The organism is Psychrobacter sp. ANT_H56B (genome assembly GCF_008369245.1).
Lineage (GTDB): Bacteria > Pseudomonadota > Gammaproteobacteria > Pseudomonadales > Moraxellaceae > Psychrobacter > Psychrobacter cryohalolentis.
Genome location: NZ_VOBF01000010.1, coordinates 1 through 24,223, shown reverse-complemented (window position 1 = coordinate 24,223; position 24,223 = coordinate 1). Strand labels below are relative to the sequence as shown.

Genomic DNA, 24,223 nt, shown 5'->3' with positions numbered 1-24,223 from the left:
ACTAAAAATAGCTTATTGATGATAAGTAGTTGTGAACATATTCTATTGTTAAATACGCTTTATAGTTGATAACGCTGTTGCTGCTGCCAAAGCAGACGACTTTGTAGCGGTTGATAATCAAGCATATGATCAATCAACTGCCGATGTAAACGCGACCATGCGTTCAGCGTACTAACGGACAACCCTTGCTCTACCATTATCAAAATATCATTCCCTTTAAAAACCGCATGACCAACCATACTTTCGCCATGTTCTGTATGCAAAGTCGGCACTAAGCCCATATCGGGTAAGAATCGGTAAACCTGTTCAGGCTCAATAGGGTTTTCAAGGCTGTCTTGATGTAACGTCAGTGAAAATCCCAACTCATCAAATAGATAGCTCTCAAACTGGCGCAAGCACAGACGTAGCTCGTCAGCGGTTAGGGGGTTTTTGAGCGCATCTAGGCTATTTTGATAATGTTGCCATAATATGGGCATAGGATCTTCAGTAGGCAACAATCGCCACAATATCTCGTTCAAATACAAGGCCGCATATTGATGCTGACCTGTAATGCTTTCTTGATGTCGTATATCTACATTTGCGGCATTATCATCTTGGACAGCTTGTGTATGGACTGAACTAAAAGAGGCTATATTGATTTGACTGAATGTTTTGAGATCACGTTTGCCAGTAGCAAAGAGTTGTAAAGGCATAAATAGTGGCGCGCCTTTTTTACCAATACCATGTATCACCCCATGCTGCTGAGAAAATAAATAATATAAGGCGCGCTTTTCTTGATAAGGGCGCTGATGTAATAAATAACCGATTAACGCTTCGTTACGCATGATTATTACCTCAGCTATAGTTCACTCAATATAAAAGAGAGTGGCTATTAATATTTTTAATAGCCTAAACTGGTCAAAGCTCGCTCGTCATCCGACCAACCGCGCTTAACTTTTACCCACAGCGTTAACATGATTTTTTTATCAAACAGCTGCTCCATATCTTTACGAGCATCCATACCCACTTGTTTGATACGTTGCCCTTTGTCACCAATCACAATCGCTTTTTGCCCGCTACGCTCGACATAAATAGTGGCATCGATAAAGGTACAGGCTTTACGTGGACGACCAGTTTTTGGGTCAGTATGAGCCGCTTCATCTTTAAAGCCGTCAATTTGTACCGTTAAATCGTAAGGTACTTCATCACCGGCACTGCGCATGATTTTTTCACGAATAATTTCACTGGCTAAGAAACGCTCTGAGCGATCAGTGATTTGTTCTGTATCATAAATTGGCGCAGCGACTGGCAAATGTGATGCGATTACTTCTTGCAGACGATCCAAGTTTTGATTCTTCAATGCAGAAACGGGAACGATATCAGCAAAATCAAAACTATCATTAAAGGTTTCCATTAACGGTAAAACACTGCCTTTATCTTTTAAGGTATCGGCTTTATTAATCACTAAAACCACATTTAAATTGGTATCACCAAGCTTTTGTAGAACCAGTAAATCATCGTCACGCCATTGATCAGAATCAACGACAAACAATACTAAGTCTACATCTACCAATGCAGAGACGGCCGCTTTATTCATGCGTTCATTGATAGCACGTACTTCGTTGCGGTGAATACCGGGGGTATCGACAAATACTGCCTGCATCTCATCATTAGACAAGATACCATGGATACGATGACGCGTCGTTTGTGGTTTACGTGAGGTGATGGACAGCTTTTGACCCAATAAATGGTTCATCAGCGTTGATTTGCCGACATTTGGACGACCAACAATGGCGACATAGCCAGTTTTAAAACCTTCAGCAGCAAGCGCGCCATTATTTGGTGAAAAGAAATCTTCGATTGCTGAATCGTTATCTACTGCATTGTTTTCTGTTTCGTTGATTTCTACTTCACTCATGTCTACTGCATTGTTTGTACTTATATTTAGGTCAGTATTTTCGGTCATATTTGTGGCATTATCTTCATTATTTAATGGCAAGTCAGTATGATTGCTCATAGGGTAATCCTGTGGGGTTTGTCATCAGTTAAACTGCTGTATGCGCATATGACATAAATAGCAGCACTGTTATCAAGTTAAGAATATTTGATGTTGCAATACTAATTCGTTAAAAAATGAGCATTTTTAAAATATAGAAATGATAGTGTTGAAGGCATTACTATCAAGTCAGCAATATAAAATCAGGGTAATTTTACAAAAGCCATTAGCTGCGTTTTTTAGGCACACTTGGCAGCTTATGAAGTTGATTAATCATCAATTCTGCTGCTTTTTGCTCAGCAATACGGCGGCTTTCACCGGATTCGGTAATATCAGGACAATTAAGAATGTTTACCTGACAGCGTACCACAAATATCTGATGCGGGGCATTACCGCGTGTTTCCATCAACTCATAATGTGGTAAGTCGAATTGTTTCGACTGCAGCCATTCTTGTAGACGGCTCTTGGCATCTTTCAGGGCTTTTTGGTCATTGACATTATCAATCAAATCACCGTACCAAGACAATACACATTCTCGTGTGATATTCATATCTTGACTGTCTAGATAAATAGCACCAATCAAGGATTCGACGGCATCCGCCAATATAGAAGCACGATTGCGTCCGCCACCTTTACGCTCACCCACACCCAATATTAGCTGATTAGACAGCTCTAGATTTTGAGCGATAATGACCAAGGATTCTTGCCTCACGAGTGTCGCTCGCATGCGGGTCAGACGACCTTCATTTTGGGTTGGATAACGATGATATAGCGCTTCACCGACTATCATACCTAGCAATGCATCACCCAAAAACTCTAAGCGTTCATAGTTCTTTTTACTATCAAACGAGCGATGCGTGAGTGCCAGCTTAGGTAGACTTAAATCATTAAACACATAACCCAACTTTCGCGTTAATACTGCTAAGCGTTGAATAAATTCTGAGCTAATAACAAGCGTGTCATCAGACAGGCTATTTTTTGGTGGATTAGGAACCGCCTGAGGATACTGCGAAGTTGGTTTCATGCGTGGCTTATGATTATCCCTTTTGTTGTACTATTTAAGGTCATTAAATAGTAACGTTTAAAAATATTAAATACAAAAAACCAGCTCATAAAGAACTGTTTTCTAGAGTACTGGCTTGTTATATCGTTGCTGCTCGTATTTTAGAAAATCGAATTACTCTGCTATTGTAGGATCAATATCGCCTTCAAAGCGATTCACAATATCAATATTTCCAAAGAGCGTATTGGTTTTTTCATATTTTTTATAGATAGCCAACTGACCTGTTTTTTTATCTTTAAAGGTAAACACATCCTCTGCTTTGGTATCGTAATCAGCATTGATAGACAACTGCTTATCAACACGCTCAACGAACTGTTTGGCAGTCTCTTTCTTGTTATTAGACTCTTGAAGCTGCGCACTCAAGGTTTTAGTCAGTTGATAATCGCCAATTTGTGCTGGCACAATGGCAACAATCAATTTAATAGCAACACCCAAAGCGATGATAATAAAAACGATACTCGTGACACTAGCACCGCGCTGTGTAGATAAGCCAGATAACTGTTGCACCATAATACCTCTCAACGAAAAATAGCTATATTTGTAATTGATCTAGCTTAGAAAACACTATTTCTTAGTGCATGTTTATAAGCTAGATATCATTGCATTGAATAGCCATAATATTAGCACAAAACGTTTGTCGGTAAATGTATCTATAGAACATTGATGTCATTAATCGATAGCACCATTACGTTTAAAAGTAGGTAGCTGTAGACCTGGCGGCTTATGCATCCAAATATATACTGCTTTTCCTGCTAAATTATCATCAGGTACAAAGCCCCAAAAGCGTCCATCTGCACTGCGATCACGGTTATCGCCCATCACAAAATACTGACCTTCAGGCACATTAATACGCCATTCATTGCCTTCTGAGCTCACCACTTCTGGCGACTGTTGCTGTAAAAATGGCGCATATTGCGAGCTGTTCATACCATTCAAATAACGAACAACATACTCATGCTTACCTTGAGTTTCTTTAAAATATTTTGCGTCGCTTTCTTCTTGCTGACCCATTACAGCAGCATTCTCCTCTGTCAGCATTTGACCCGGAGCAACTTCCCCTGACGAATATAACTGTGACGTCAGCTCTGCATTGGCATCAAAATCAATGGCTTGAGTAGCAACAGGCACGTCATTAATCGCAATTGTGCCTTGATTATAACTAACCGTATCACCCGGCAGGCCAATGACGCGCTTAATATAATAAATACTTGGGTTCTCTGGATAGCGAAAAACGGCAACATCGCCATGTTCAGGCGTGCCAGTATCGATTACTTTATTATAAGTCAGTGGCAAACGAACACCATAAGCATACTTATTGACGGCAATAAAGTCACCCGTATATAGCGTTGGCACCATCGAGGACGACGGAATATTAAACGGCTCAATTAAGAATGAGCGCACAATTAATACTACCGCCAGCACGGGGAAAAAATCATATGCCCAGCGTACCAGCAAGCTCTCTTTACCGCGACCCCGTGTTTTACGTTGTTTAAGTGTCAGCTTATCTAATAGCCAAATAATACCCAAACCTATGGTTAATGGCACTAAAATCAAATTGAAATCAAAATCCATACTTAATTGCCTATTAGCGAGCTACTTATCCAATGATGATTCATTCATTAATAATCTAATCTACCTGCAATACGGCTAAGAAGGCTTCTTGTGGAATCTCGACGTTACCCACTTGCTTCATGCGTTTTTTACCGGCCTTTTGCTTAGACAGTAGCTTTTTCTTACGCGAGACGTCACCGCCATAACACTTAGCCAAGACATCTTTACGCATGGCTTTCACAGTACTACGCCCGATAATTTGGCTGCCAATTGCCGCTTGAATAGCGACATCAAACATTTGACGCGGAATCAGCTCTTTCATTTTGGTCACCAGTGCGTTACCACGGTAGCGCGACTGAGTTTCATGGACAATCATAGCAAGCGCATCGACTTTGTCACCGTTAATCAGCACGTCAACTTTAACCAATTTATCGACCTGATAACGCTCAAAATTATAATCAAGTGAGGCAAAACCACGTGACACTGATTTTAGGCGGTCAAAGAAGTCCATGACCACTTCACCCATCGGAATATCAAAAATGAGCTGCACTTGACGACCCATAAAGCGCATATCGACTTGCACACCGCGGCGCTCAATACAAAGCGTCATCACGTTACCGAGATAATCCTGCGGTACTAAAATCTGACAACGAGCAATCGGCTCACGGAATTCTTCGATATTATTAGGTTCAGGCAGTCTTGATGGATTATCAACATAGATAATGCTGCCATCTTTTTTCACAATCTCATAAATAACTGAAGGTGCAGTAGTAATCAGATCCAAGTCATACTCACGCTCTAGGCGCTCTTGGATAATCTCCATATGCAGCATACCGAGGAAACCACAACGGAAACCGAAGCCTAGCGCGTCTGAGGTATCTGGCTCAAAGAACAATGACGCATCATTAATCTGCAGTTTTTGTAGTGCTTCACGGAATTTTTCGAAGTCGGTAGATTCTACAGGGAACATACCAGCATATACTTGCGGCGTAATCTGTTTAAAGCCAGGGATACGATCGACGTCAGGCGTACTGGCATGCGTAATCGTATCACCAACTGGTGCGCCTGCAATGTCTTTAATACCCGCAATAATAAAGCCCACTTCACCCGCTTCTAAGATACCCGTATCTAACGGCTTCGGGGTAAAGACACCAATTGATCCGACTAAATGCGCATCTTTGGTCGATTTAATATAAAGTTTATCACCTTTTTTTATCGTACCTTGGCGTACACGGACTAATGATACAACGCCCAAATAATTATCAAACCATGAGTCAATAATCAACGCTTGCAGCGGTGCGTCACGATCACCCGTTGGCGCAGGAATAAATTCAACCAACGCCTCAAGCAATTTATCAACGCCGAGACCAGATTTTGCCGACACGCGTGGCGCATCAACGGCATCAATACCAATAATGTCTTCAATCTCTTGAATCACCCGCTCAGGCTCAACTTGTGGCAAGTCAATTTTATTTAAAACTGCCATGACCTCAAGACCTTGATCGACCGCGGTATAGCAGTTAGCAACCGACTGTGCTTCAACGCCTTGTGCGGCATCAACAACCAATAGCGCGCCTTCACAAGCCGCTAAGGAACGTGAGACTTCATAAGAAAAATCCACGTGACCAGGCGTATCAATAAAATTCAGCTGATAGCGCTCACCATTTGGATGGTCATAATACAGCGTCACCGACTGCGCTTTGATCGTGATACCACGCTCACGCTCAATATCCATCGAATCGAGGACTTGCGCCTGCATCTCGCGATCTTGCAGCGCGCCACACATTTGAATAAAACGATCGGCAAGGGTCGACTTACCATGATCAATGTGGGCAATAATAGAAAAGTTACGAATATTGGCTAATGCAGTCACAAAGCGCCTACTAAATAATGGAGGATTGAATAACGAATATAAATGCTGTCAGATGGCAACAATAGAATACTTACTCATAGCTGATATTGGTCAATACACCAATATCACTACATTAAGCAAACCGTATTGTAGCAAGTGAAGTGCCTACAGCGCTGATTATTAGTTATAACTACGCGCAGGCACGTGAGGGTATTCTAGCAGTTTTCCACTATAAAGTAAGTGGATTTTGTCAGCAAGCCTTGGTTTTATAAATGAAGGTAGACAAGCAAGCTTTAAATCAAGAATATTTACTTCGTTAGATCTGATATAGATTCTATGAATAGATATTTATTTTTAGCCATAAAATAGGCAAAAAAAAACCAATCAAATAATGATTGGCATTTTTAATGTTACAGGTCTTGCTAAAAATGGTGGCGATGAAGAGACTTGAACTCTTGACCTCACGATTATGAGTCATGCGCTCTAACCAGCTGAGCTACATCGCCATTTTAGGCTCGGTATTATGCCGATATGAGTGACTGTCGTCAACCCTTAAAAGGCATTTTTTGCAAAAAAATTGAATTAAATTCAAAATAAGCGCAATTTTAAAACACCAAACCGGTACTGCTGTGCTTCTTTAAAAATTAGCTAATAAAGAAACATGTTTAAAACATTGTTAAAAAGGTTGGTAAACCGATAAGCCGGGTTCTGTCGTGGACAATCATTCCTCTAGGCGTATCATCGCTAATACGCTCAAGCAACCTACCCGCATCGAACGCGGGCCGCGCCATGCCGATGCCTATTTGGTCTTGCTACGCGTGGAGTTTACCATGCCGTGAACTGTTGCCAGCCACGCGGTGCGCTCTTACCGCACCCTTTCACCCTTACCGATAGTGTCAGACACTAAAGGCGGTCTACTCTCTGCTGCACTGGTCGTCAAGTTACCCTGCCCAGCCGTTAGCTGGCACGCTGCCCTATGTAGCCCGGACTTTCCTCCCCTGCATGTCTGTTGCCAGTGTGCAGCGGCGATTGCCTAGTCTACCAAGCGCGCTAGTATAGCAAAATTAATGTCGCTTTCGGAAAGTTTTTTAGCTTATTTTTAGCACTGATTTATACAAAGTTTTTAGGGAGTATAAAATCTGTATTGCCACCGCCATCATCCTCTTGTACAGGTAAGGCTAACCAATGCGCCGTTGGATGATGCTTAGCTAAATAGTTTTGCAAAAATTTTATCGTACTAGCGGCTATCTGTTTATCTGTCTGAGCAGCATTATCATGAATATGATTATAAATAACACTATGAACTTCTAGATCACGCGATTTGATCGTCTCTAAGCTAAGCAAGGTATGGTTGATACTACCAAGCCGACCTGATGTGACTAGAATAACCGGATAGCCTTGTTTAGCAATATAATCTAAGGTTAATAATTGCTCAGTGATCGGCACTAATAAGCCACCCGCCCCTTCTAAGAGCACCACCTCATAATCCGCTTGCAAATTTTTTGTAGCGCTTGCAATCACATCAGTATTAAGAATTTCACTGGCAAGTGCAGCCGATAAATGCGGTGACGCCGGTTTCTCATAACGATACGGGCAAGTGGTGCTATCAATATCACACGGCTGTAGCGGCATACTCATCAGCTGACGATGAGTAATAATATCATCGGCAATTCCCATTTTGCCGCTAATTAAATCTCTTGCGACGCCCGTTTGCACCAGTTTTTGGGTAATGACATTAACGCCTTGCTGCATCAACGCTTTGGCAATCATACCGGTTGCATAAGTTTTGCCAATATCGGTATCAATTCCTGAAACAAAGAGCACGCTCATCATTAATCCTTTCGCGTTAAATAACTACTGACCACTTTTAATAACGCTTGGCAAAGAGTGGTAAGTTCATCATCGGTAATCACATAGGGCGGCATAATATAAACCAATTTCCCAAAGGGTCGCACCCAAATGCCGTTTTCAATCAGTAAGGATTGAAAGACTGGCATATTAACCGCATCATTTAGCTCAATGACGGCAACTGCACCCAAACAGCGCACTTCCTTAACACCTTCTAAACTCGCAGCTTGCACAAGCTGCTCATTCATAATGGCTTGCATATTTACCGTGCGCGCTTCAATATCATAAGACAGGATTAAATCAATAGAGGCACAAGCAACCGCACAAGCCAGCGGATTACCCATAAAGGTAGGACCATGCATCAATGCTGGATAATCACTTTGGCTAATCATATCAACTATAGTGCGCGTACATAGAGTCGCGGCAAAAGTCATATAACCGCCAGTTAATGCCTTCCCAATCGTCATAATATCAGGGCTGATGCCCGCATGCTCACACGCAAATAACTTGCCGCTACGCCCGAAACCGGTGGCAATTTCATCGGCAATTAATACAACATTATGTTCATCACATAATTGGCGTAATAGTTGTAAATATTGCGGACTATAAAAGCGCATGCCGCCTGCGCCCTGGATAATCGGCTCGATGATAAAACCAGCAAGCTGATCACTATTTTTAACAAAAAACTCCGTTAACGCCTCACGCTCACTTTGGGTTAAGTCACGCTCAAATCCCATTGGTGGCGCTGCGACAAAATGCTGCATCGGCAACTGCTTACCATAGAGACTGTGCATACCGTTAATAGGATCGCAGACACTCATCGCATGCCATGTATCACCGTAATAACCTGAATGGGTCGAGGCAAACTGCTGCTTGGTTGGACGCTTGGCGGCAATTTGATATTGCAATGCCATCTTAAGCGCAACTTCTACCGCGATACTGCCACTATCGGCATAAAATATCGCATCCAGTCGGGCAGGCACAATTGACAGCAGTTTTTTGCCCAAGTTTATCGCTGGCTGATGGGTTAAACCACCAAACATGACGTGCGCCATTTTGCCCAATTGTTCAATCATCGCCGCATTCAATTTGGGATGATTATAGCCGTGCACGCTTGCCCACCATGACGACATACCATCAATCAGGCGCGTACCATCTTCAGTAATGATATAAATACCTTCGGCACGGTCAATCACGATATTGGGATAAGTCGGTGGTAGGCTGGCATACGGATGCCAGAGATGTTGCTGATCAAAATCGCTCGTTATCTGGCTTGCATTTATCGTCATTACATTGTCCCTAAAGCGCTCTAAATCCAGATGTTATCAATAGTGTATGAGTCACTTATTGACCAGTAATGCGTTTGTATTTAGACATCAAATCACTTTCGGTTTCGATATGATTGGGATCATGAGGAATACAATCGACAGGGCAAATAACCACACATTGCGGCTCATCGAAATGACCGACGCATTCGGTACATAAGTCAGGGTCGATGACATAGATATCATCACCCTCTGAGATGGCTTCGTTTGGGCAGGCAGGCTCACACACATCGCAGTTGATGCATTCATCCGTAATTAACAACGCCATAGACTGCTCCTTTTTTTCTATCAGGCATTTCTATTTATTAAGAAATACGCAATCTAACACAGATACGCGACCTATTTATTACCGAGCTTTTGAATAAAAGCTTCAGAGACACAAGGCGGCACAAATTTTGTCACGTCACCGCCGAGCTTAGCAATTTCGCGAATCATGGTCGACGAGATGAATGAGTAATTCTGTGAAGGCGTCAAAAATACGGCTTCAAAATTTTCATCAAGCTCACGGTTCATATTGGCGAGTTGAAACTCATATTCAAAATCTGACATCGCACGCAAACCACGCAAGACAGCAGTGGCATTCTTTTCGCGCATAAAATCGACTAGCAAGCCCTCAAAGCCTATGACGGATACCTGCGGCAAATCAACAAATACGGTCTCGACCAAAGCCACACGCTCTTCAAAGTTAAATAACGGCTTTTTATGGTGACCAGATGCCACTGCAATCACCACCTCGTCAAATAATTTGGTCGCGCGCGTCACTAAGTCCACATGACCATTGGTAATGGGATCAAAGGTGCCAGGGTATAGAATCTTGGTATGCAATTTTGAAGAAGTAGCAGAAGAGCTCATAGCAGGACCAATGTGGTTGGTGATAAAATAATAAGCTATATGCTAGCAAATTTTATCCAAACTTAATACTTATCTGCTACATTTGTCCTAACAGCGCGGCTACATTTGCAGCGGAAGCTTTGTTACAATAGCCAGTTCGACTCATCTGTTTAGCATTTATAAAAAATAACTCGCATTTAAGGGTTAGGATGAGGAATTAGTAAGACTAGAAATATAGGGACAAGATATATTTAAGCAGTCCTTATGGAGACATTATGTCAAAAAAATCAAAAAAACCGGAAAATCAAATTTGTGCCAATAAAAAGGCTCGTCATGAGTACTTTATTGAAGAGACATTTGAGGCAGGTCTGTCGTTACAAGGTTGGGAAGTTAAAGCCATTCGCGCGGGCAAAATGACCATTACGGAAGCTTATATTATTTTTCGTAATAATGAGGCATTCCTATTTGGCGCGCATATTCAGCCGCTGCTATCTAGCTCGACGCATGTCAGCCCTGATAGTATCCGTACTCGTAAGCTGCTGCTTAATCGCCGCGAAATCGAAAAGTTGATGGGTGCAGTCAACCAAAAAGGCTATGCCTGCGTGCCATTATCCTGCTATTGGAAAAACTCGCTGGTAAAATGTCAAATTGGCTTGGCACTGGGTAAAAAACAGCATGACAAACGTAAAACGCTTAAAGACCGTGATTGGGAACGTGATAAGCAGCGTGGCTTTAAGAAGGATTTAGATTAAAGCCCTCTTTCAACAGATTGGTGTTAATCTTAAAAAAACGGACGATTCAGCATAATGTTGAATCGTCCGTTTTTATTTATTCGATTACTCTTATTTATTAATTTTCAAATAACTGGTGCAATTTCTGTCGTTTGCGATTGTTGATGGGCGCGGCGTAATTGACGTACACCATGCACAATCAGACAAGCTATCCCGACCCAAATCAAACCATAACTGTAGATCATCGCTGATTCAAAAGGATTGCCCAAAACGGTTATTGCTAAGATAAATAGTAATGCTGGCTCCAAATAACTCATCATACCATAAACGTTCATTGGCAGCATTTGACTGGCATCGACGTTGGTTTTCATGGCCAGCACGCTCATAACACCGAGTCCTACCAGCATCGCAATAAAGAACCCAGAGCCGCTGACTAAACTTAAACTACTTGGGGCAATAAAAAATAAGTACGCCAAAGCAAATGGTGCGAATATCGTTAAATCAACCAACAGCCCAGTAACTGCGCCAATACCTTGCAAACGGCGCAAAATATAGTAAACAGGATAAGTACCGCAGACCCATAGTGTTGCCCACGAGACGCTTTGCGTACGTACAATCTCACTGCCGACTCCAACTGCGGCAAAAGCAACCGCCAACCATTGCAAACGGCTTAACTTTTCGCCAAAAAAGACACAGCCAAACACCACCATCATGAGCGGAAATAAAAAATAACCCATCGCGGTCTGTACGCCCTGCCCATTGACGGGTGCCCACATAAATAGCCAAAACTGGCTTAAGAATATCGGTGTAGGCAATAGCAACCACGCCCATTGTTTAACAGAGCATAATGCTTTTAGTTTATCTATATGAAAACCTAAACGCCCGCTGATAAGCAAATAGCCTATCAGTGCGGCCCACATCGCAAGCATCCGCCAGATAAAAACTTGAGTTCCTGATAACGGTGCTAAAAAACTGCTATAAGCATACAGTACGCCAAACAATACGTTGGATAAGACTGCTAGTGCTACACCCATTATTAAAGTGCGCTGCTGCACGCTGCCTTTCGTCCACATTGCTGGCATCGGGAAACGTGACAAAGTCGACGCTACAGTATTGGTTAGGGTTGAAGTAGACATAAAGCACCTTTATTTGCATGAGCAGCGAAAACACTATTTGATAGAGATTATTATCGTTTTCTAATATATAAAGCTTAGTTTATAGCTAGTGATTGCGAAAAAATCTCTATATTTATCTTAATATGAATATATTTATCTTATAGTTGCCTATATTAATAATAATTTATTACTTTATAATTTATAGTGATAATACCTCTATAGTAAGTGAGTTGTAATCATCCTCTGTTAATGTCTCTACCTGAAAGCGAAGCCCTATGAATCAGCCATTAGATAAGACCGACAAGTCCATTTTGAATTTGATGCAAGATGATGCGACATTGCCCTTAAAAACCCTTGCAGAACACGTCAACGTGTCTATCGCTACGGCTCAACGGCGTGTGCAAGCGCTGATAGACAATGGGGTGATTACTAAGCAAGTGGCTATAGTAGACCCTCATAAGGTTGGTTATAGCTTGACGGCGGTGGTGATGGTAGAGATGGAGCGCTCCAATAACTCTATGCAGCATCGATTTGAGCGTTTGATGAATGCCCAGTCGCAAGTGATGAGCTGCTATGAAGTATCTGGCGATGCTGACTTTATGCTCATGGTGAGTGCTAAAAATATGAAGGATTATCATCAGTTCACTCGCAATTTGCTCACTTACGAAAATAATGTACGTAATTTTAAGAGTCAGTTTGTGATGAACTTTACCAAGAGTGGTACGAAGATTTATTTAGATTGATAGCTGCTTTTTGCCTAATTGCTACCCATAGATTATTCTGCGCTATCAATAACTTATCGCTAATACGTTTATTACATCATGAACGTTATTCATGTTAAAATGAGCGCCTTTAAATTAGCCATCAACTACCGTTCTCTATAATGGCTATTATATATATGCATTTTTTCTGATTTTCTGATTAAGGTTATCCCATGTCTGCCGATACCATCGCCCGCACCGCCTTTAAACAAGGCACCAAACCCCTTTACGACTACGACAAACATTGGGCAAGCTGCTACGAGCCTGCGCCTTATTTGCCAATGAGCCGCAAAGAGATGGATGAGCTTGGCTGGGATGCCTGTGACGTCATCATTATCTCGGGCGATGCTTATGTCGATCACCCAAGTTTTGGTATGGCTATTATCGGGCGCTTACTAGAATCACAAGGTTTCCGCGTCGGTATCATTGCTCAGCCAGATTGGAAGAGTAAAGATGCCTTTATGGAACTTGGCAAACCTGTCTATGCTTATGGCGTGACGGCGGGCAACATGGACAGCATGATTAACCGTTATACGGCTGATCGTAAGATCCGTAGTGATGACGCTTATTCGCCGGGTAACGTCGCGGACAAACGTCCTGACCGCGCCGCCATCGTATATAGTCAGCGCTGCCGTGAAGCCTATCCTGATGTGCCAATTATCTTAGGCGGCATCGAAGGCAGTCTACGCCGTATCGCGCATTATGATTATTGGTCAGATAAAGTACGCCGTAGTATTTTGCTTGATGCCCGTGCTGATGTTTTATTGTATGGTAATGCTGAGCGTGCCATCGTCGATGTGGTACATGGTCTATCAAAAGGCTATAGCTTTGAGCAAATGAGCAATTTGCGCGGTACAGCGTACTTGCTCACGCCGACGCGCCGTCATTGGCAAGCAGGCATGACCGAAGTTGCCAGTAATGATGTCGATACCGTTGGTCGTGTTGATCCGATTATCAACCCGTATGTGATGACTGAAGATCTTGACCAATGCTCAATTGAACAAGATAAGCCTAGCGCCTCTCCTGTTGGACAGTCATTATCAGGAATGTCAGGGCAATATCCAGGATTCGTGTCTGAACCAGTGACCAATAAAATCTTGAATACTGACCAAGTCGATGAAGAGACGCAAGTCGTACAAATGCGTGGCTTTACTAAACCGATGACAGCACGTAAGCATAAAATTAAAATGCCACCGCGTGAGAAAACCGTCATTCGTCTGCCTGATTATGAGCATGTCAAATCTGACCCTGTGCTTTATGCTCATGCTAGCCGTATCTTGCATCTTGAGACCAATCCGGGTAATGCACGCGCACTGGTACAGCGTCATAGTAGCGGCGCCGGTAACTCACATACCTCTATCGATGTGTGGCTCAATCCGCCACCGATTCCTTTATCGACGGAAGAGATGGATTACGTGTTTGACTTGCCATACGCTCGCCTGCCGCATCCAAGTTATGGCGATGCGCGTATCCCTGCTTATGACATGATTAAGTTTTCGGTCAACATCATGCGTGGCTGTTTTGGCGGTTGTACTTTTTGCTCTATCACCGAGCACGAAGGACGCATTATCCAAAATCGCTCAGAAGAATCTATCCTACGTGAAGTCGAAGCGATTCGTGATACTGCACCAAACTTTACCGGTGTTATCTCTGATCTTGGTGGTCCAACTGCCAATATGTATCGTCTAAACTGTAAAGATGAAACTATTGAGAAAAATTGTCGTAAACCGTCTTGCGTTTATCCTGATATTTGTGAAAATCTGATTACTGATCACAGCAATTTGACACAGTTGTATCGTAAAGCGCGTGATATCAAAGGCGTGAAGAAAATCCTTATTGCCTCTGGTCTACGTTATGATTTGGCGATTAAAGATCCTGAATATGTCAAAGAATTGGTCAGCCATCATGTCGGTGGTTATCTAAAAATTGCCCCTGAGCATTCAGAAGAAAACGTTTTATCAAAAATGATGAAACCGGGCATGGGTAATTATGACAAATTTAAAGCCATGTTTGAGCAATACAGCCAAGAAGCGGGCAAAGAGCAGTATTTGATTCCTTACTTTATTGCCGCCCATCCGGGTACCAAAGATGAAGATATGATGAATCTTGCGCTATGGCTAAAAGGCAATGGCTACCGCGCTGACCAAGTACAAGCGTTTTACCCAAGCCCAATGGCGACCGCGACCACCATGTATCACACGCATAAAGACCCACTGCATAAAATCAGCCGTGACGAAGGTGATATGGATATCGTCAAATCAGGTAAGCAGCGCAAATTGCACAAAGCTTTCTTGCGCTATCATGATCCAAAAAACTGGGTAATGCTGCGTAAAGCCCTGCAAGATATGGGGCGCGGTGATTTGATTGGTAAAAATCGCGGCTGCTTAATCCCGCCATTTAATGCCAGCTTAGAAGGTCGTGATGCGGTGCAAGACAGCTATCAATCAGCGCGTAAGAAAAACAGCCGTCTGGGTAATGACTCGGTGAAACGTAGCAATAAAACAGCTGACAGCTGGTCAAATAAAGGTGCTGCGGGCAAAAATACTGGCGGCAAAAAGCCAGTGAGTAAAGGCAACTTCCAAACTCAGCATACCGGTCTACCACCACGTAAAACCAAGTAATCAAATCATTATTAATCTGCTGTCATACAGTAGATCAACAGTATCTACTGGCTAATGCCCAATTAGATAAGCGCCTATCAGCCACACGTTGATAGGCGCTTTTTTATTTGATCTTGAAGTTGATTATGCTGCTTGCTGAAAGTAAGAAAATCAGAAATTCATTAAGCATCCTTAAATCAATCGTTACAGTAAACAGCTTTTAAGTAACCAAGTGAACACGTAACAAACAATTTCTAACATTCTATAAAGTGAGTTTTGGATACTATATGCGCTATATGCTTAACGCATAGTTAATAACAAATACACGATGACTTTTATACTTTTGGAGAATGCTATGAATACCCTAACCAAACTTGCTACTGCTCTACCTGCACTTGCCCTATTAAGCGCTTGTGCGACTACCGCTCCTACTACGCCAAATACACCTGTTTCAGAAAGCGTGACTGACGCCGCTTATGACCGTATGGCACCAGCACCTTATACCTGTACTGATGGCAGCAAAATCTTGGCAAAGCAGTCAATCAATAAGAAGCAAGTAATGCTAAATGCCACTTTACCTAAAGTAAACTGGGCGAACCAGCCAATTATCTTGAATGGCGCTGTTCAAGGCGATACAGCAAGCTATGTGAATGAATCAAACACAGAAGTGGTCTATGCATGGCACATGAAAGACGACAAAGGTATTTTCGCTATGAAATGGGCAAATGGTAAAGAATACCAAGTAAACTGCCAAGTAGGTAGATAGTTATTTCGGTTTAATCGTTCATTAATAATGATAAATCTATAATTGTTGAGCTTAGCATTACTATAAACAGTCATCGAAAGATGGCTGTTTTTTTATGGCTGCTCTGTTAAACGGTTTATAGAAAAATCGTCTTCTTATCTGACTTACTAGAATAAGAAATTGCTAGAGTGAAAAGCATCCTTTTTTGCATTTCGCTAGAGAAGCACACAGAAAGCTGTCAAAATAGCCCCTCTATCAAAACATCTCATGACTTATCATAAATAGGATACCTCGATGCCAAAGCGTCTTATAACTATGCTCATCATTACGACTGCCAGTATGTGGGCGCTGTCAGGCTGCGATAATAGTACGGATACTACGGCTAAAAAAACGGATACAGTGGTATCGACAACGGGCTCAGCGGTAGCAAATACGATAGATTGGTCAGTTATAGATAGCGGCGAAAAGCCAGCCGATCTCGCTAATTATCAATATCCGTTTGCACTTGATAGTCAAAATGTCCGCGATTATGCAGAGTATTTCAAAGTGGATAATGCTACTGCTCAGCATAATCTGACCGTAAGTATGGCTAGTAATGAGGCGCTATCGAAAGCCTTGGATCAGCTCAGTGAAAGCTATGTCTCGCATGAATTGACTGATGATAAAGATATGAAGATGGTCATTCATACCACGCCTGATGTCGCTGCTGGAAGCTATGATTATGTATTGGCAGGGGATTTTGCAAAAGGGTTGGTGTTACCGATTGAGATTAAACCTGATGGTAAGAAGGGTGAGGTTAAGGCGCATGGAGAAGTGGTGGAGTAGAAGTTAATAGCGTGTTTTTTATTTCGTATCACACGCCATTAAAAGATATTAAGTTTGGCGATAAGGGTTATTTGAGAGTTCGATTTTGACATCAGTATTACGGAGTAGCCAAGCTAAGTAAAGCTGATATTCAGTTGCGGCGGGCGCAATATATACTTTGTTAAGAGTCTCTTTTACTTCAGCTTCGTACTCAACAAATAGAAGCTTTTTATGTGCAATATTAACTTCAGGCGCATTTATTGAGGTCACATATACCATTCGACACTCTTGCTCTTCTTGAAAAGTAGAATGCTTGATTAAGTACTTTAAAGGTAGAAGAATCTCGTTTATCAATATATCGATTTTATTGGACGACTCCAAATCATCACTTGCTATCGCTTTCTTCTCCTTTATTATAGATTCATAAGTACTTTTTAGAGTACGAAAAGCGTCACTAAAGGCAACAGTTTTCTCATCTATATATTTTTTATACTCTTCCCACTCATATTCTGCCTTACTTTTTTCTCTATTTTGTACTACTACAGTTTCATTACCGAATTCACGAAAAAAAGTTATACGATTTCGCTGAGCTAGTTGGATATAACTAGAAGTGGGGTCTATATACACACACCTCATTACTGGTTGTTTGCTAACTCTAGTTTTACTACTCAAGCTTTCCTTCATACTTGAATGTTTATTAATTACTAAAGTAGAAATATCTCTATTTGCACTCTGGATGTTACTTTCAAAGGATAGGAAAGATAGCCCTCCTAAAGAATTATCTAGCTGAAAAAACTCCTTTTTAAATACAAGACTGACACCTGAAGCTTCTTTATCAGCTTCTTTTCCATATAGTCGAAATTGATTAAGGCTATCATGATTGAATGTAAAGCAGCTAATGAATGCATGTAAATCTTTATCAAAATCTGGTGCATAGAAAGAATTTTCTCTTATACCTTTCAAATAGTTTATTAATAAATGTCCCTCGCTTGGATCATTAACATTATTAATAGTATTAAGACGAAAAAAACTTGGTAGGCTACCATCTTCATTCTTTTCTAATAAAAGGTTAGTAATACTAGTGTTTGTATAATGAGCAAGTTTTCTCTCAGGGGATTTATTGTCACTAGAATCTGGTTCAAAATCTAACTTTAATATCTCCACAATTTCCAACGTCTTATTTAATAGCTGCAAAGATTTTTTACCAGCTACCTTCAATCGTGAATCTGAAAGTAAATTACATATTTTTTGGTAACAATATGACTCATATGGATAATATTCTATCGCTTCGATAAAATACTGCTTCGCTTCATCATACTCAGAAAAACTATCTTCTAAAAGAGCAACACCTACTCTAAACTTTAAACCAGCAGTCTCTAAAGAGTCTCCTAACCCTTTTATATTACTCCAAACTTTTAACGCCTCATTAAACTTACTGTCTCCAGCTAACATACCCCCCATACCAAATTGTGCCATCATATAACGAGTCAAGCTATCAGACTTATTAATATTATTGAAAGATTCATAAGATTGTTTACGCTGATTAAGATTGTAATAAATCAAACCCTTATCAATTTGTGCACTGGCATAACTCTCATTACCATCTTTCTCACGCGTCACCTTAAGTAACTTTTCAATTTTTTTACGAGTTTCTTCGTCTAAATTTTCCATATTGTCGACACTCATACTCTACTCCCCAACCAACACCAAAAACTCTTCTTCACCCACAACCTTAACGCCTAGTTTTTCCGCCTTTGCCATTTTTGAGCCAGCCTTACCCCCTGCCAGTAGCGCAGTGGTTTTTGCCGAGATGCTACCTGAGACTTTGGCACCCAGTGCTTGTAGTTTGGCTTTAGCTTCATCGCGCGCCATGCTATCGAGCGCACCGGTGATGACCCATGTTTGCCCATCGAGCGGCAATCCCTCTGACGCTACTTGCTCAACCTTTTTCCAATGCACGCCAGCTTCGCGCAGTGCCGTGATGACTTCGATATTATGCGGTGCGCGGAAGAATTTGTAAGCAAGTTCAGCGGTGATCGCGCCGACGTCAGGCGTTTGCAGTAGCTTATCGATATCAGCAGCCATTAGGCTATCGAGGTCGCCAAATTGCTGCGCCAAATTCTGCGCTGTCGTCTCACCGACCCCGCGAATACCCAGCGCATAAATAAAGCTCGCCAATGTCGTATGCTTACTGGCTTCGATAGCACTAAGGATGTTCTGTACCGACTTTTCGCCTAATTTCTCAAGGGTAATCAGTTCTTCTTGATGCTTATGCAGCTGATAGATATCAGCGACGGTCTTCACCAAACCATGCTCAAAGAAACTAACCAGCCAACTTGCGCCCAAGCCATCGATATCCATCGCTCGACGCGAGACAAAGTGAATAAGTGCTTCTTGCTGCTGCGCGGGACAAAATAAACCACCGGTACAACGCGCCAACGCTTCATCTTCTGGCAGTACCACAGGTGAGTCGCATACTGGACAGGTCGACGGTAGCTGTACCGGTTCTGAATCTGCGGGACGTTGCTCATGCCAGACGCGAGTGACTTTTGGGATGACATCGCCCGCCCGATGGACGCTGACCATATCTCCTGCACGTACATCCAATCGTTGAATCTCGCCAAAGTTATGCAGGGTAACGTTGCTCACGGTCACGCCGCCGACTTTGACGGGTTGCAATTTACCAACTGGCGTAATCGCGCCAGTACGTCCGACTTGCCATTCGATAGCGTGCAAACGTGTCATGACGGTTTCGGCAGGGAATTTATAAGCGGTTGCCCAGCGCGGCTCACGCGATAGAAACCCAAGCTGCTGCTGCAACGCCAAGCTATTGACCTTGATAACCATGCCATCAATCTCAAACGGCAAATCGTTACGCGTTTCAACCATATATTCATAATAATCCTGCGCCTCGCGTGGATTCTGTACTACCTCTACCGTACTGATCTCAAATTCTAGAAATTTTAGCCATTCTAGTGCAGCTGATTGGGTTTTGATATGCTCAGAAAGACCTTGATTGACTGAATAGGCATAGAATGCCAACGGACGGTTGTCCGCCACGCATGGATCTAATTGACGTAAACTGCCTGCGGCCGCATTACGTGGATTAGCAAAAGTTTTGTCGCCCTTTTCTTCAGTAAGGCGGTTCAAACGCTCAAAACCTGCTTTGGGTATCAGTACTTCACCGCGCACCTCTAACAGCTCAATATCGCTTGCGGTGGGCAGCCACTTCGGTAAGTTGTGAATGGTTTTGGCATTTTGGGTAATATCCTCGCCCGTTTGTCCATCACCGCGGGTGACCGCTTGCATAAACTTGCCATAAGCGTATTTGAGCGACACTGCTAGCCCATCAAGCTTTAGCTCCATCTCATATTCAGGGTTCTTCTGCGCGTCATTGAGACGGTCGTTGACGCGGCGCATAAAGCCATGTAATTCGTCATAATCAAAGACGTTACCAAGCGAGAGCATGGGGATATCATGAGTCACTTGGGTAAAAGCAGATAGCGGCATATCACCGACTTGATTGATGGGGCTATCTGGCTGTACTAGATCTGGATATTGTTCTTCAAGCTCAAGCAATGAGCGACGCAACTGATCGTATTCGCTGTCTTCCATACGTGGATTGTCGAGTACGTAATAAGCATGATTATGTATTTTCAGAGCTTTAATAAGCGAGCGCATTTTAGCGACGATAGCATCATCATTGCCTGTAGATTTGGCATTATGGATATCTTTAGAAGTAAGCGGTGCGATAGGATCAGTCATAGTCGGTGTCTTTTTCTTTACAATTCAAGATGCCGATATGATAACAATTTTGCAGGCTGCTCGGATAAAATTTTATAGAAAAACAGGATAACGGAAAAATAAAAAAAGGCAAATAACGTCACAAGCGCTATTTGCCTTTTTTAGTACTGATACTATTTATCGATTTTAATCAACTTTGGTAGCGATCAACCTTCATAATCGCGCACTTGGTTGCGTAATTGTTGCTTGTATTCAGGCGTGATTGGGTCGTTCTCTTCATCTAGCATCACAGCGTCCAAATCGCTTGCCATCATATAAGCGATGCTCATCATACTATCGAAACTGCGCAGCGCTTGCGGATGCGGTAAGGATAAGAAGACCACCACGCCATTATAACTATTGGTCGCCACGCTATGCGGATCAAAAGGCGCGATACCACTATCGGTGATGCCCATCATACTGAACCATAGCATACCCGTACCGTCTTTTTGCTCATAGCGATGGAACATATTCATCGCGCCATAACGCAGACCATATTTATCGATCAATGCCAATAAATCACGACCGCGAATCAACGCTGCTGGACGGTCACGATATTGGTGCGGCAAGATGGTGATATTGATATTGTCTTTGGCATTGATAAGTGGTGCATTTTGCGTATCATCGACCGGCTCTGATAAATGCTGATCAAGTATCGGGCTATTATCATTGAAACTTGGCTCTTCTGCCGTATCAATAGATGGCATCAGGCTGTCAGTTGCCGATACCAAGCTTGAAAACGCATCAGGCTCTTGTTCAATATGCATTTGCTCAGCAGCAGAGGTAAATTCGCTATTATCGTTATGCTGCTCTGCCTGCCAGCGCGCATAATCTTCATCATTTACTTGGCTATAGCTATCGTTGACATCGCTACTGACATTATCGTATCCAGACATCAACTGTACATCGTCTTGCTGACGCGCTTGGCTCAAAGGTGCATCTTCAACGACTGCATTCAGATAACTGCGGTCAGGCGTGATACTGGTTTCGCCAGCGATCGTGTCGTCTAAATCTGGCTGATCGACGATATTGCGCTCATGACGCGGTATGATAGGAATACCGTTTTTGTCATAATTGACCGCGGCAGCTTCTGCATTTTTGCGACGCTTAAAGCTACGCATGACCATAATTAGCCCAGCAAGCACAATCAATGCAGCAATGGCGATCAATATAAACTGAATAGCGGTCATGAGAAATAATCCTAATCTACGACAAAAGAGAATACATAAGAGGGAATAAATGGCAATAGTCTAGCATGGCTAATTAACATCGTCACCATATAGTCATCGTTTACCGTGAGGCTGACACACTTGCGTGACCTTCTGCCCTGACCCCTAACTATACCACTGACAATCGCTGCCAGTTATCACTATTTTTGCTATTCAGCAATATAAAGTGCGGCTTCATCGAGCGATACGCTGACCAAGGTAGAAATCCCTGCGCTTGGCATGGTAACACCTTTTAATTCATCAGCAATTTGCATGGTTAATTTATTATGGCTAATAAAGATAAACTGCAAATCGTCTGCTAATTCATGAATGAGACTGGTAAAACGAGCGACATTAGCATCATCAAGCGGCGCATCAACCTCATCAAGCACGCAAAATGGTGCAGGATGCTGCTTAAATATCGCAAAAATTAAGCTCAGCGCGGTCAGGGTTTTTTCACCGCCTGATAACACGGCTAATCGACTATTACGCTTACCTTTTGGCTGTGCCATCAAAGTCAACCCTGCCCGCCACTGTTCTGATTTTGACGCATTAGCAGGCATATCCTCAGTATTTAGCGTTAAGCTTGCTTGCCCGCCGCCAAAGACTTTGGCAAATAAGTTAGCAAGCTCATTATTGACCGCATCAAGTGTCTGCATAAATAGTGTCTTGGTCGTCTCGTCAATAGAGGCAATCGCTTCGGTCAACGTCTGCATACTGGCAGCAATGTCCGCTGTCTGCTGCGCCAGTGGCTCTAAACGTTCATTAACCTCAGCCAATTCTGCCACCGCGGCGAGATTAACTGCGCCAATTTTGCTTAATTGCTGCTCAAGCTTATTACGCTCAGATTCTAATTCTGCGATTTTGTCTGGACGCACACGGCGATCATGAGCGATAAAGTCTGCCAATAAGTTTGAGACACTCATCACTTGTTGCTGATGCTGTGGCTGCTGAGAGATATCCGACTGCGCTTTATATTTATGACTCGCATTAGAGTACACATCTAGCGCTTCTTGCGTATGGCTGCTAGCATCCTCTAACCTCGCCACGCTTAGTGCCAACTCGGTCGAGTGATGGGCAAGCGCGCTTTGCTGAGTTTGCAATTTATGTTGCAGGGTATCTAGCTCGACCTGCTGCTGATTATACTCTTGCTTAAGCGCCGTTAATGCTGTCTCGCGCCCTGTTAATAACGTCTGCTGCTCATCACGCGCCGTTTGCACTGTTTGCAGGGTTGCTTGCAGTTCTGGCAGCTTATTTTGCTGCTGTTCATAATTTGCCTGTAAAATTTTCTCGCTTTGCAGTGACTTATCGTGCTGCTCGGTCGCACGCATAAGGCTGCTTACGCCATGTTCTACACGTATCTCGCTCTGCTGGATACGCAGCTGCAATGCTTGCCAATCATCATCGTCTGCCTGACGGGTGCGACTTAACTCACTGCGCTCAGCTTGTAATTGCTGCGTTGTCGCTCGAGCATCAGATATTTGCGGTGTTAACGCTACTATCTGGCTTTGAATATCTTGCTGCTCATGAGTGAGCGTTTGTTGTTCTTGCTTAAGCTCTTGCTGCTCTTGCTCAAGGGCTATTTTATCAGTGCTTAAGCGTTGGCTATCTGCTTGTAGGCGCTCAGCATTAGCGCGTTGAGTAGTGAGCTGCTGCTGATATTTATGCTGGTCACGGGTCAATTGCTCAGCTTGCGCGCGGGTTTCTTCTAAGCTAACCGTTAGTGCATCATAGTTACGCTGGTTATTAGCAATAGCCTTTTGCTGATTTTGGATTTTGGCTTCAAATTCATCAAGCAACTCTTCTAACACTTGCAGACGGCTGCGCTGCTGTAAACGCTGAGTTAAAAATTGACTATTGCTATCGTTTTGACCATTTTGCGCGCCAGCAAACTTACTTAGATTAAGGGGCTGTAGTAGATAAGCACTATGCTAGACTGCTTTTATGAAGATAACCCGTTGTAAACTAAGTAAAAAAGTACAGCGACGACTGTTAGAGTTTTTCACGGCTGAAGTAACCGCTAGAACAGCC

At 42.7% G+C, this 24,223-nt stretch carries 20 protein-coding genes, 1 tRNA gene, 1 other RNA gene and 1 pseudogene; 6 read left to right on the top strand and 17 right to left on the bottom strand.

Translation table 11 applies throughout. The annotated features are described in order from the left end of the window. Positions 1-59 precede the first annotated feature (59 nt). From recO to coaD, 12 genes are all read right to left on the bottom strand, one after another. On the bottom strand, positions 60-824 hold the full coding sequence (gene recO, locus FQ082_RS11245) for a DNA repair protein RecO (protein WP_149493157.1): 765 nt from the start codon (positions 822-824) through the stop codon (positions 60-62). Positions 825-880: 56 nt separating this feature from the next. Further along, positions 881-1,897, bottom strand: a complete 1,017-nt coding sequence (era, locus tag FQ082_RS11240; RefSeq protein WP_011512737.1) for a GTPase Era — start codon at positions 1,895-1,897, stop codon at positions 881-883. Between the two features lie 304 nt (positions 1,898-2,201). Then, a complete protein-coding gene (rnc, locus tag FQ082_RS11235; RefSeq protein WP_020442714.1) occupies positions 2,202-2,999 on the bottom strand; it encodes a ribonuclease III in 798 nt (265 codons plus the stop codon). Between the two features lie 153 nt (positions 3,000-3,152). Next, a complete protein-coding gene (locus FQ082_RS11230; protein ID WP_149493155.1) occupies positions 3,153-3,548 on the bottom strand; it encodes a DUF4845 domain-containing protein in 396 nt (131 codons plus the stop codon). A gap of 159 nt (positions 3,549-3,707) precedes the next feature. Further along, positions 3,708-4,610, bottom strand: a complete 903-nt coding sequence (lepB, locus tag FQ082_RS11225; protein ID WP_149493154.1) for a signal peptidase I — start codon at positions 4,608-4,610, stop codon at positions 3,708-3,710. A 55-nt stretch (positions 4,611-4,665) separates the two neighbouring features. Next, the gene (gene lepA, locus FQ082_RS11220; RefSeq protein ID WP_011512733.1) at positions 4,666-6,462 is read right to left on the bottom strand and encodes a translation elongation factor 4; all 1,797 of its coding nucleotides are present in this window, start codon (positions 6,460-6,462) and stop codon (positions 4,666-4,668) included. A gap of 408 nt (positions 6,463-6,870) precedes the next feature. Further along, a tRNA-Met gene (locus FQ082_RS11215) sits at positions 6,871-6,947 on the bottom strand. Between the two features lie 175 nt (positions 6,948-7,122). Then, positions 7,123-7,486, bottom strand: an RNA gene (rnpB, locus tag FQ082_RS11210) — RNase P RNA component class A. 65 nt (positions 7,487-7,551) lie between these two features. Further along, positions 7,552-8,271 (bottom strand): dethiobiotin synthase, encoded by a 720-nt coding sequence (bioD, locus tag FQ082_RS11205; protein ID WP_149493153.1) that lies wholly within the window; start codon positions 8,269-8,271, stop codon positions 7,552-7,554. Between the two features lie 2 nt (positions 8,272-8,273). After that, positions 8,274-9,578, bottom strand: a complete 1,305-nt coding sequence (bioA, locus tag FQ082_RS11200; RefSeq protein WP_149493152.1) for an adenosylmethionine--8-amino-7-oxononanoate transaminase — start codon at positions 9,576-9,578, stop codon at positions 8,274-8,276. Positions 9,579-9,633: 55 nt separating this feature from the next. After that, positions 9,634-9,882, bottom strand: a complete 249-nt coding sequence (locus FQ082_RS11195) for a YfhL family 4Fe-4S dicluster ferredoxin (RefSeq protein ID WP_011512730.1) — start codon at positions 9,880-9,882, stop codon at positions 9,634-9,636. Positions 9,883-9,953: 71 nt separating this feature from the next. Beyond that, complete coding sequence (gene coaD, locus FQ082_RS11190; RefSeq protein ID WP_020442709.1) at positions 9,954-10,466, bottom strand: pantetheine-phosphate adenylyltransferase; 513 nt, start codon at positions 10,464-10,466, stop codon at positions 9,954-9,956. A 254-nt stretch (positions 10,467-10,720) separates the two neighbouring features. On the opposite strand from coaD, the gene smpB reads away from it, so the two are divergent. Continuing rightward, complete coding sequence (smpB, locus tag FQ082_RS11185) at positions 10,721-11,197, top strand: SsrA-binding protein SmpB (protein WP_011512728.1); 477 nt, start codon at positions 10,721-10,723, stop codon at positions 11,195-11,197. 104 nt (positions 11,198-11,301) lie between these two features. On the opposite strand, the gene rarD is transcribed toward smpB, so the two are convergent. Further along, positions 11,302-12,312 (bottom strand): EamA family transporter RarD, encoded by a 1,011-nt coding sequence (gene rarD, locus FQ082_RS11180; protein WP_149493151.1) that lies wholly within the window; start codon positions 12,310-12,312, stop codon positions 11,302-11,304. Between the two features lie 254 nt (positions 12,313-12,566). Between rarD and FQ082_RS11175 the strand changes: the two genes are divergently transcribed. From FQ082_RS11175 to FQ082_RS11160, 4 genes are all read left to right on the top strand, one after another. After that, positions 12,567-13,034 carry an Lrp/AsnC family transcriptional regulator gene (locus FQ082_RS11175; RefSeq protein ID WP_011512726.1) on the top strand — a complete coding sequence of 156 codons (468 nt, stop codon included), beginning with the start codon at positions 12,567-12,569 and terminating at the stop codon, positions 13,032-13,034. Between the two features lie 191 nt (positions 13,035-13,225). Continuing rightward, positions 13,226-15,673: a YgiQ family radical SAM protein gene (locus tag FQ082_RS11170; RefSeq protein WP_149493150.1), complete on the top strand. Its 2,448-nt coding sequence runs from the start codon at positions 13,226-13,228 to the stop codon at positions 15,671-15,673. Positions 15,674-16,007: 334 nt separating this feature from the next. Beyond that, positions 16,008-16,418, top strand: coding sequence for a hypothetical protein (locus FQ082_RS11165; protein WP_149493149.1), 411 nt, complete (start codon positions 16,008-16,010; stop codon positions 16,416-16,418). A 273-nt stretch (positions 16,419-16,691) separates the two neighbouring features. Beyond that, a complete protein-coding gene (locus FQ082_RS11160; RefSeq protein ID WP_149493148.1) occupies positions 16,692-17,222 on the top strand; it encodes a hypothetical protein in 531 nt (176 codons plus the stop codon). Positions 17,223-17,270: 48 nt separating this feature from the next. Here the strand turns inward: FQ082_RS11160 and FQ082_RS11155 are convergent, their stop codons facing one another. The 4 genes from FQ082_RS11155 to FQ082_RS11140 all read right to left on the bottom strand — a co-directional run bounded on the left by FQ082_RS11155 (position 17,271) and on the right by FQ082_RS11140 (position 24,003). Further along, positions 17,271-18,887 carry a DUF2971 domain-containing protein gene (locus FQ082_RS11155; RefSeq protein ID WP_149493147.1) on the bottom strand — a complete coding sequence of 539 codons (1,617 nt, stop codon included), beginning with the start codon at positions 18,885-18,887 and terminating at the stop codon, positions 17,271-17,273. A gap of 3 nt (positions 18,888-18,890) precedes the next feature. Next, on the bottom strand, positions 18,891-20,966 hold the full coding sequence (ligA, locus tag FQ082_RS11150) for an NAD-dependent DNA ligase LigA (protein ID WP_149493146.1): 2,076 nt from the start codon (positions 20,964-20,966) through the stop codon (positions 18,891-18,893). Between the two features lie 185 nt (positions 20,967-21,151). Next, positions 21,152-22,174 (bottom strand): cell division protein ZipA C-terminal FtsZ-binding domain-containing protein, encoded by a 1,023-nt coding sequence (locus tag FQ082_RS11145; protein WP_149493145.1) that lies wholly within the window; start codon positions 22,172-22,174, stop codon positions 21,152-21,154. Between the two features lie 188 nt (positions 22,175-22,362). After that, positions 22,363-24,003, bottom strand: coding sequence for a hypothetical protein (locus tag FQ082_RS11140; RefSeq protein WP_262498214.1), 1,641 nt, complete (start codon positions 24,001-24,003; stop codon positions 22,363-22,365). Between the two features lie 133 nt (positions 24,004-24,136). Here FQ082_RS11140 and FQ082_RS11135 point away from each other — a divergent pair. Continuing rightward, positions 24,137-24,223, top strand: a pseudogene (locus tag FQ082_RS11135) (IS1595 family transposase); the annotation flags it as partial.

Bases quoted from the DNA above. Each gene is read 5' to 3' on its own strand.
- recO (WP_149493157.1), bottom strand. From the start codon at position 824: ATGCGTAACGAAGCGTTAATCGGTTATTTATTACATCAGCGCCCTTAT.
- era (WP_011512737.1), bottom strand. From the start codon at position 1,897: ATGAGTGAAGTAGAAATCAACGAAACAGAAAACAATGCAGTAGATAAC.
- rnc (WP_020442714.1), bottom strand. From the start codon at position 2,999: ATGAAACCAACTTCGCAGTATCCTCAGGCGGTTCCTAATCCACCAAAA.
- FQ082_RS11230 (WP_149493155.1), bottom strand. From the start codon at position 3,548: ATGGTGCAACAGTTATCTGGCTTATCTACACAGCGCGGTGCTAGTGTC.
- lepB (WP_149493154.1), bottom strand. From the start codon at position 4,610: ATGGATTTTGATTTCAATTTGATTTTAGTGCCATTAACCATAGGTTTG.
- bioD (WP_149493153.1), bottom strand. From the start codon at position 8,271: ATGAGCGTGCTCTTTGTTTCAGGAATTGATACCGATATTGGCAAAACT.
- bioA (WP_149493152.1), bottom strand. From the start codon at position 9,578: ATGACGATAAATGCAAGCCAGATAACGAGCGATTTTGATCAGCAACAT.
- FQ082_RS11195 (WP_011512730.1), bottom strand. From the start codon at position 9,882: ATGGCGTTGTTAATTACGGATGAATGCATCAACTGCGATGTGTGTGAG.
- coaD (WP_020442709.1), bottom strand. From the start codon at position 10,466: ATGAGCTCTTCTGCTACTTCTTCAAAATTGCATACCAAGATTCTATAC.
- smpB (WP_011512728.1), top strand. From the start codon at position 10,721: ATGTCAAAAAAATCAAAAAAACCGGAAAATCAAATTTGTGCCAATAAA.
- rarD (WP_149493151.1), bottom strand. From the start codon at position 12,312: ATGTCTACTTCAACCCTAACCAATACTGTAGCGTCGACTTTGTCACGT.
- FQ082_RS11175 (WP_011512726.1), top strand. From the start codon at position 12,567: ATGAATCAGCCATTAGATAAGACCGACAAGTCCATTTTGAATTTGATG.
- FQ082_RS11170 (WP_149493150.1), top strand. From the start codon at position 13,226: ATGTCTGCCGATACCATCGCCCGCACCGCCTTTAAACAAGGCACCAAA.
- FQ082_RS11165 (WP_149493149.1), top strand. From the start codon at position 16,008: ATGAATACCCTAACCAAACTTGCTACTGCTCTACCTGCACTTGCCCTA.
- FQ082_RS11160 (WP_149493148.1), top strand. From the start codon at position 16,692: ATGCCAAAGCGTCTTATAACTATGCTCATCATTACGACTGCCAGTATG.
- FQ082_RS11155 (WP_149493147.1), bottom strand. From the start codon at position 18,887: ATGAGTGTCGACAATATGGAAAATTTAGACGAAGAAACTCGTAAAAAA.
- ligA (WP_149493146.1), bottom strand. From the start codon at position 20,966: ATGACTGATCCTATCGCACCGCTTACTTCTAAAGATATCCATAATGCC.
- FQ082_RS11145 (WP_149493145.1), bottom strand. From the start codon at position 22,174: ATGACCGCTATTCAGTTTATATTGATCGCCATTGCTGCATTGATTGTG.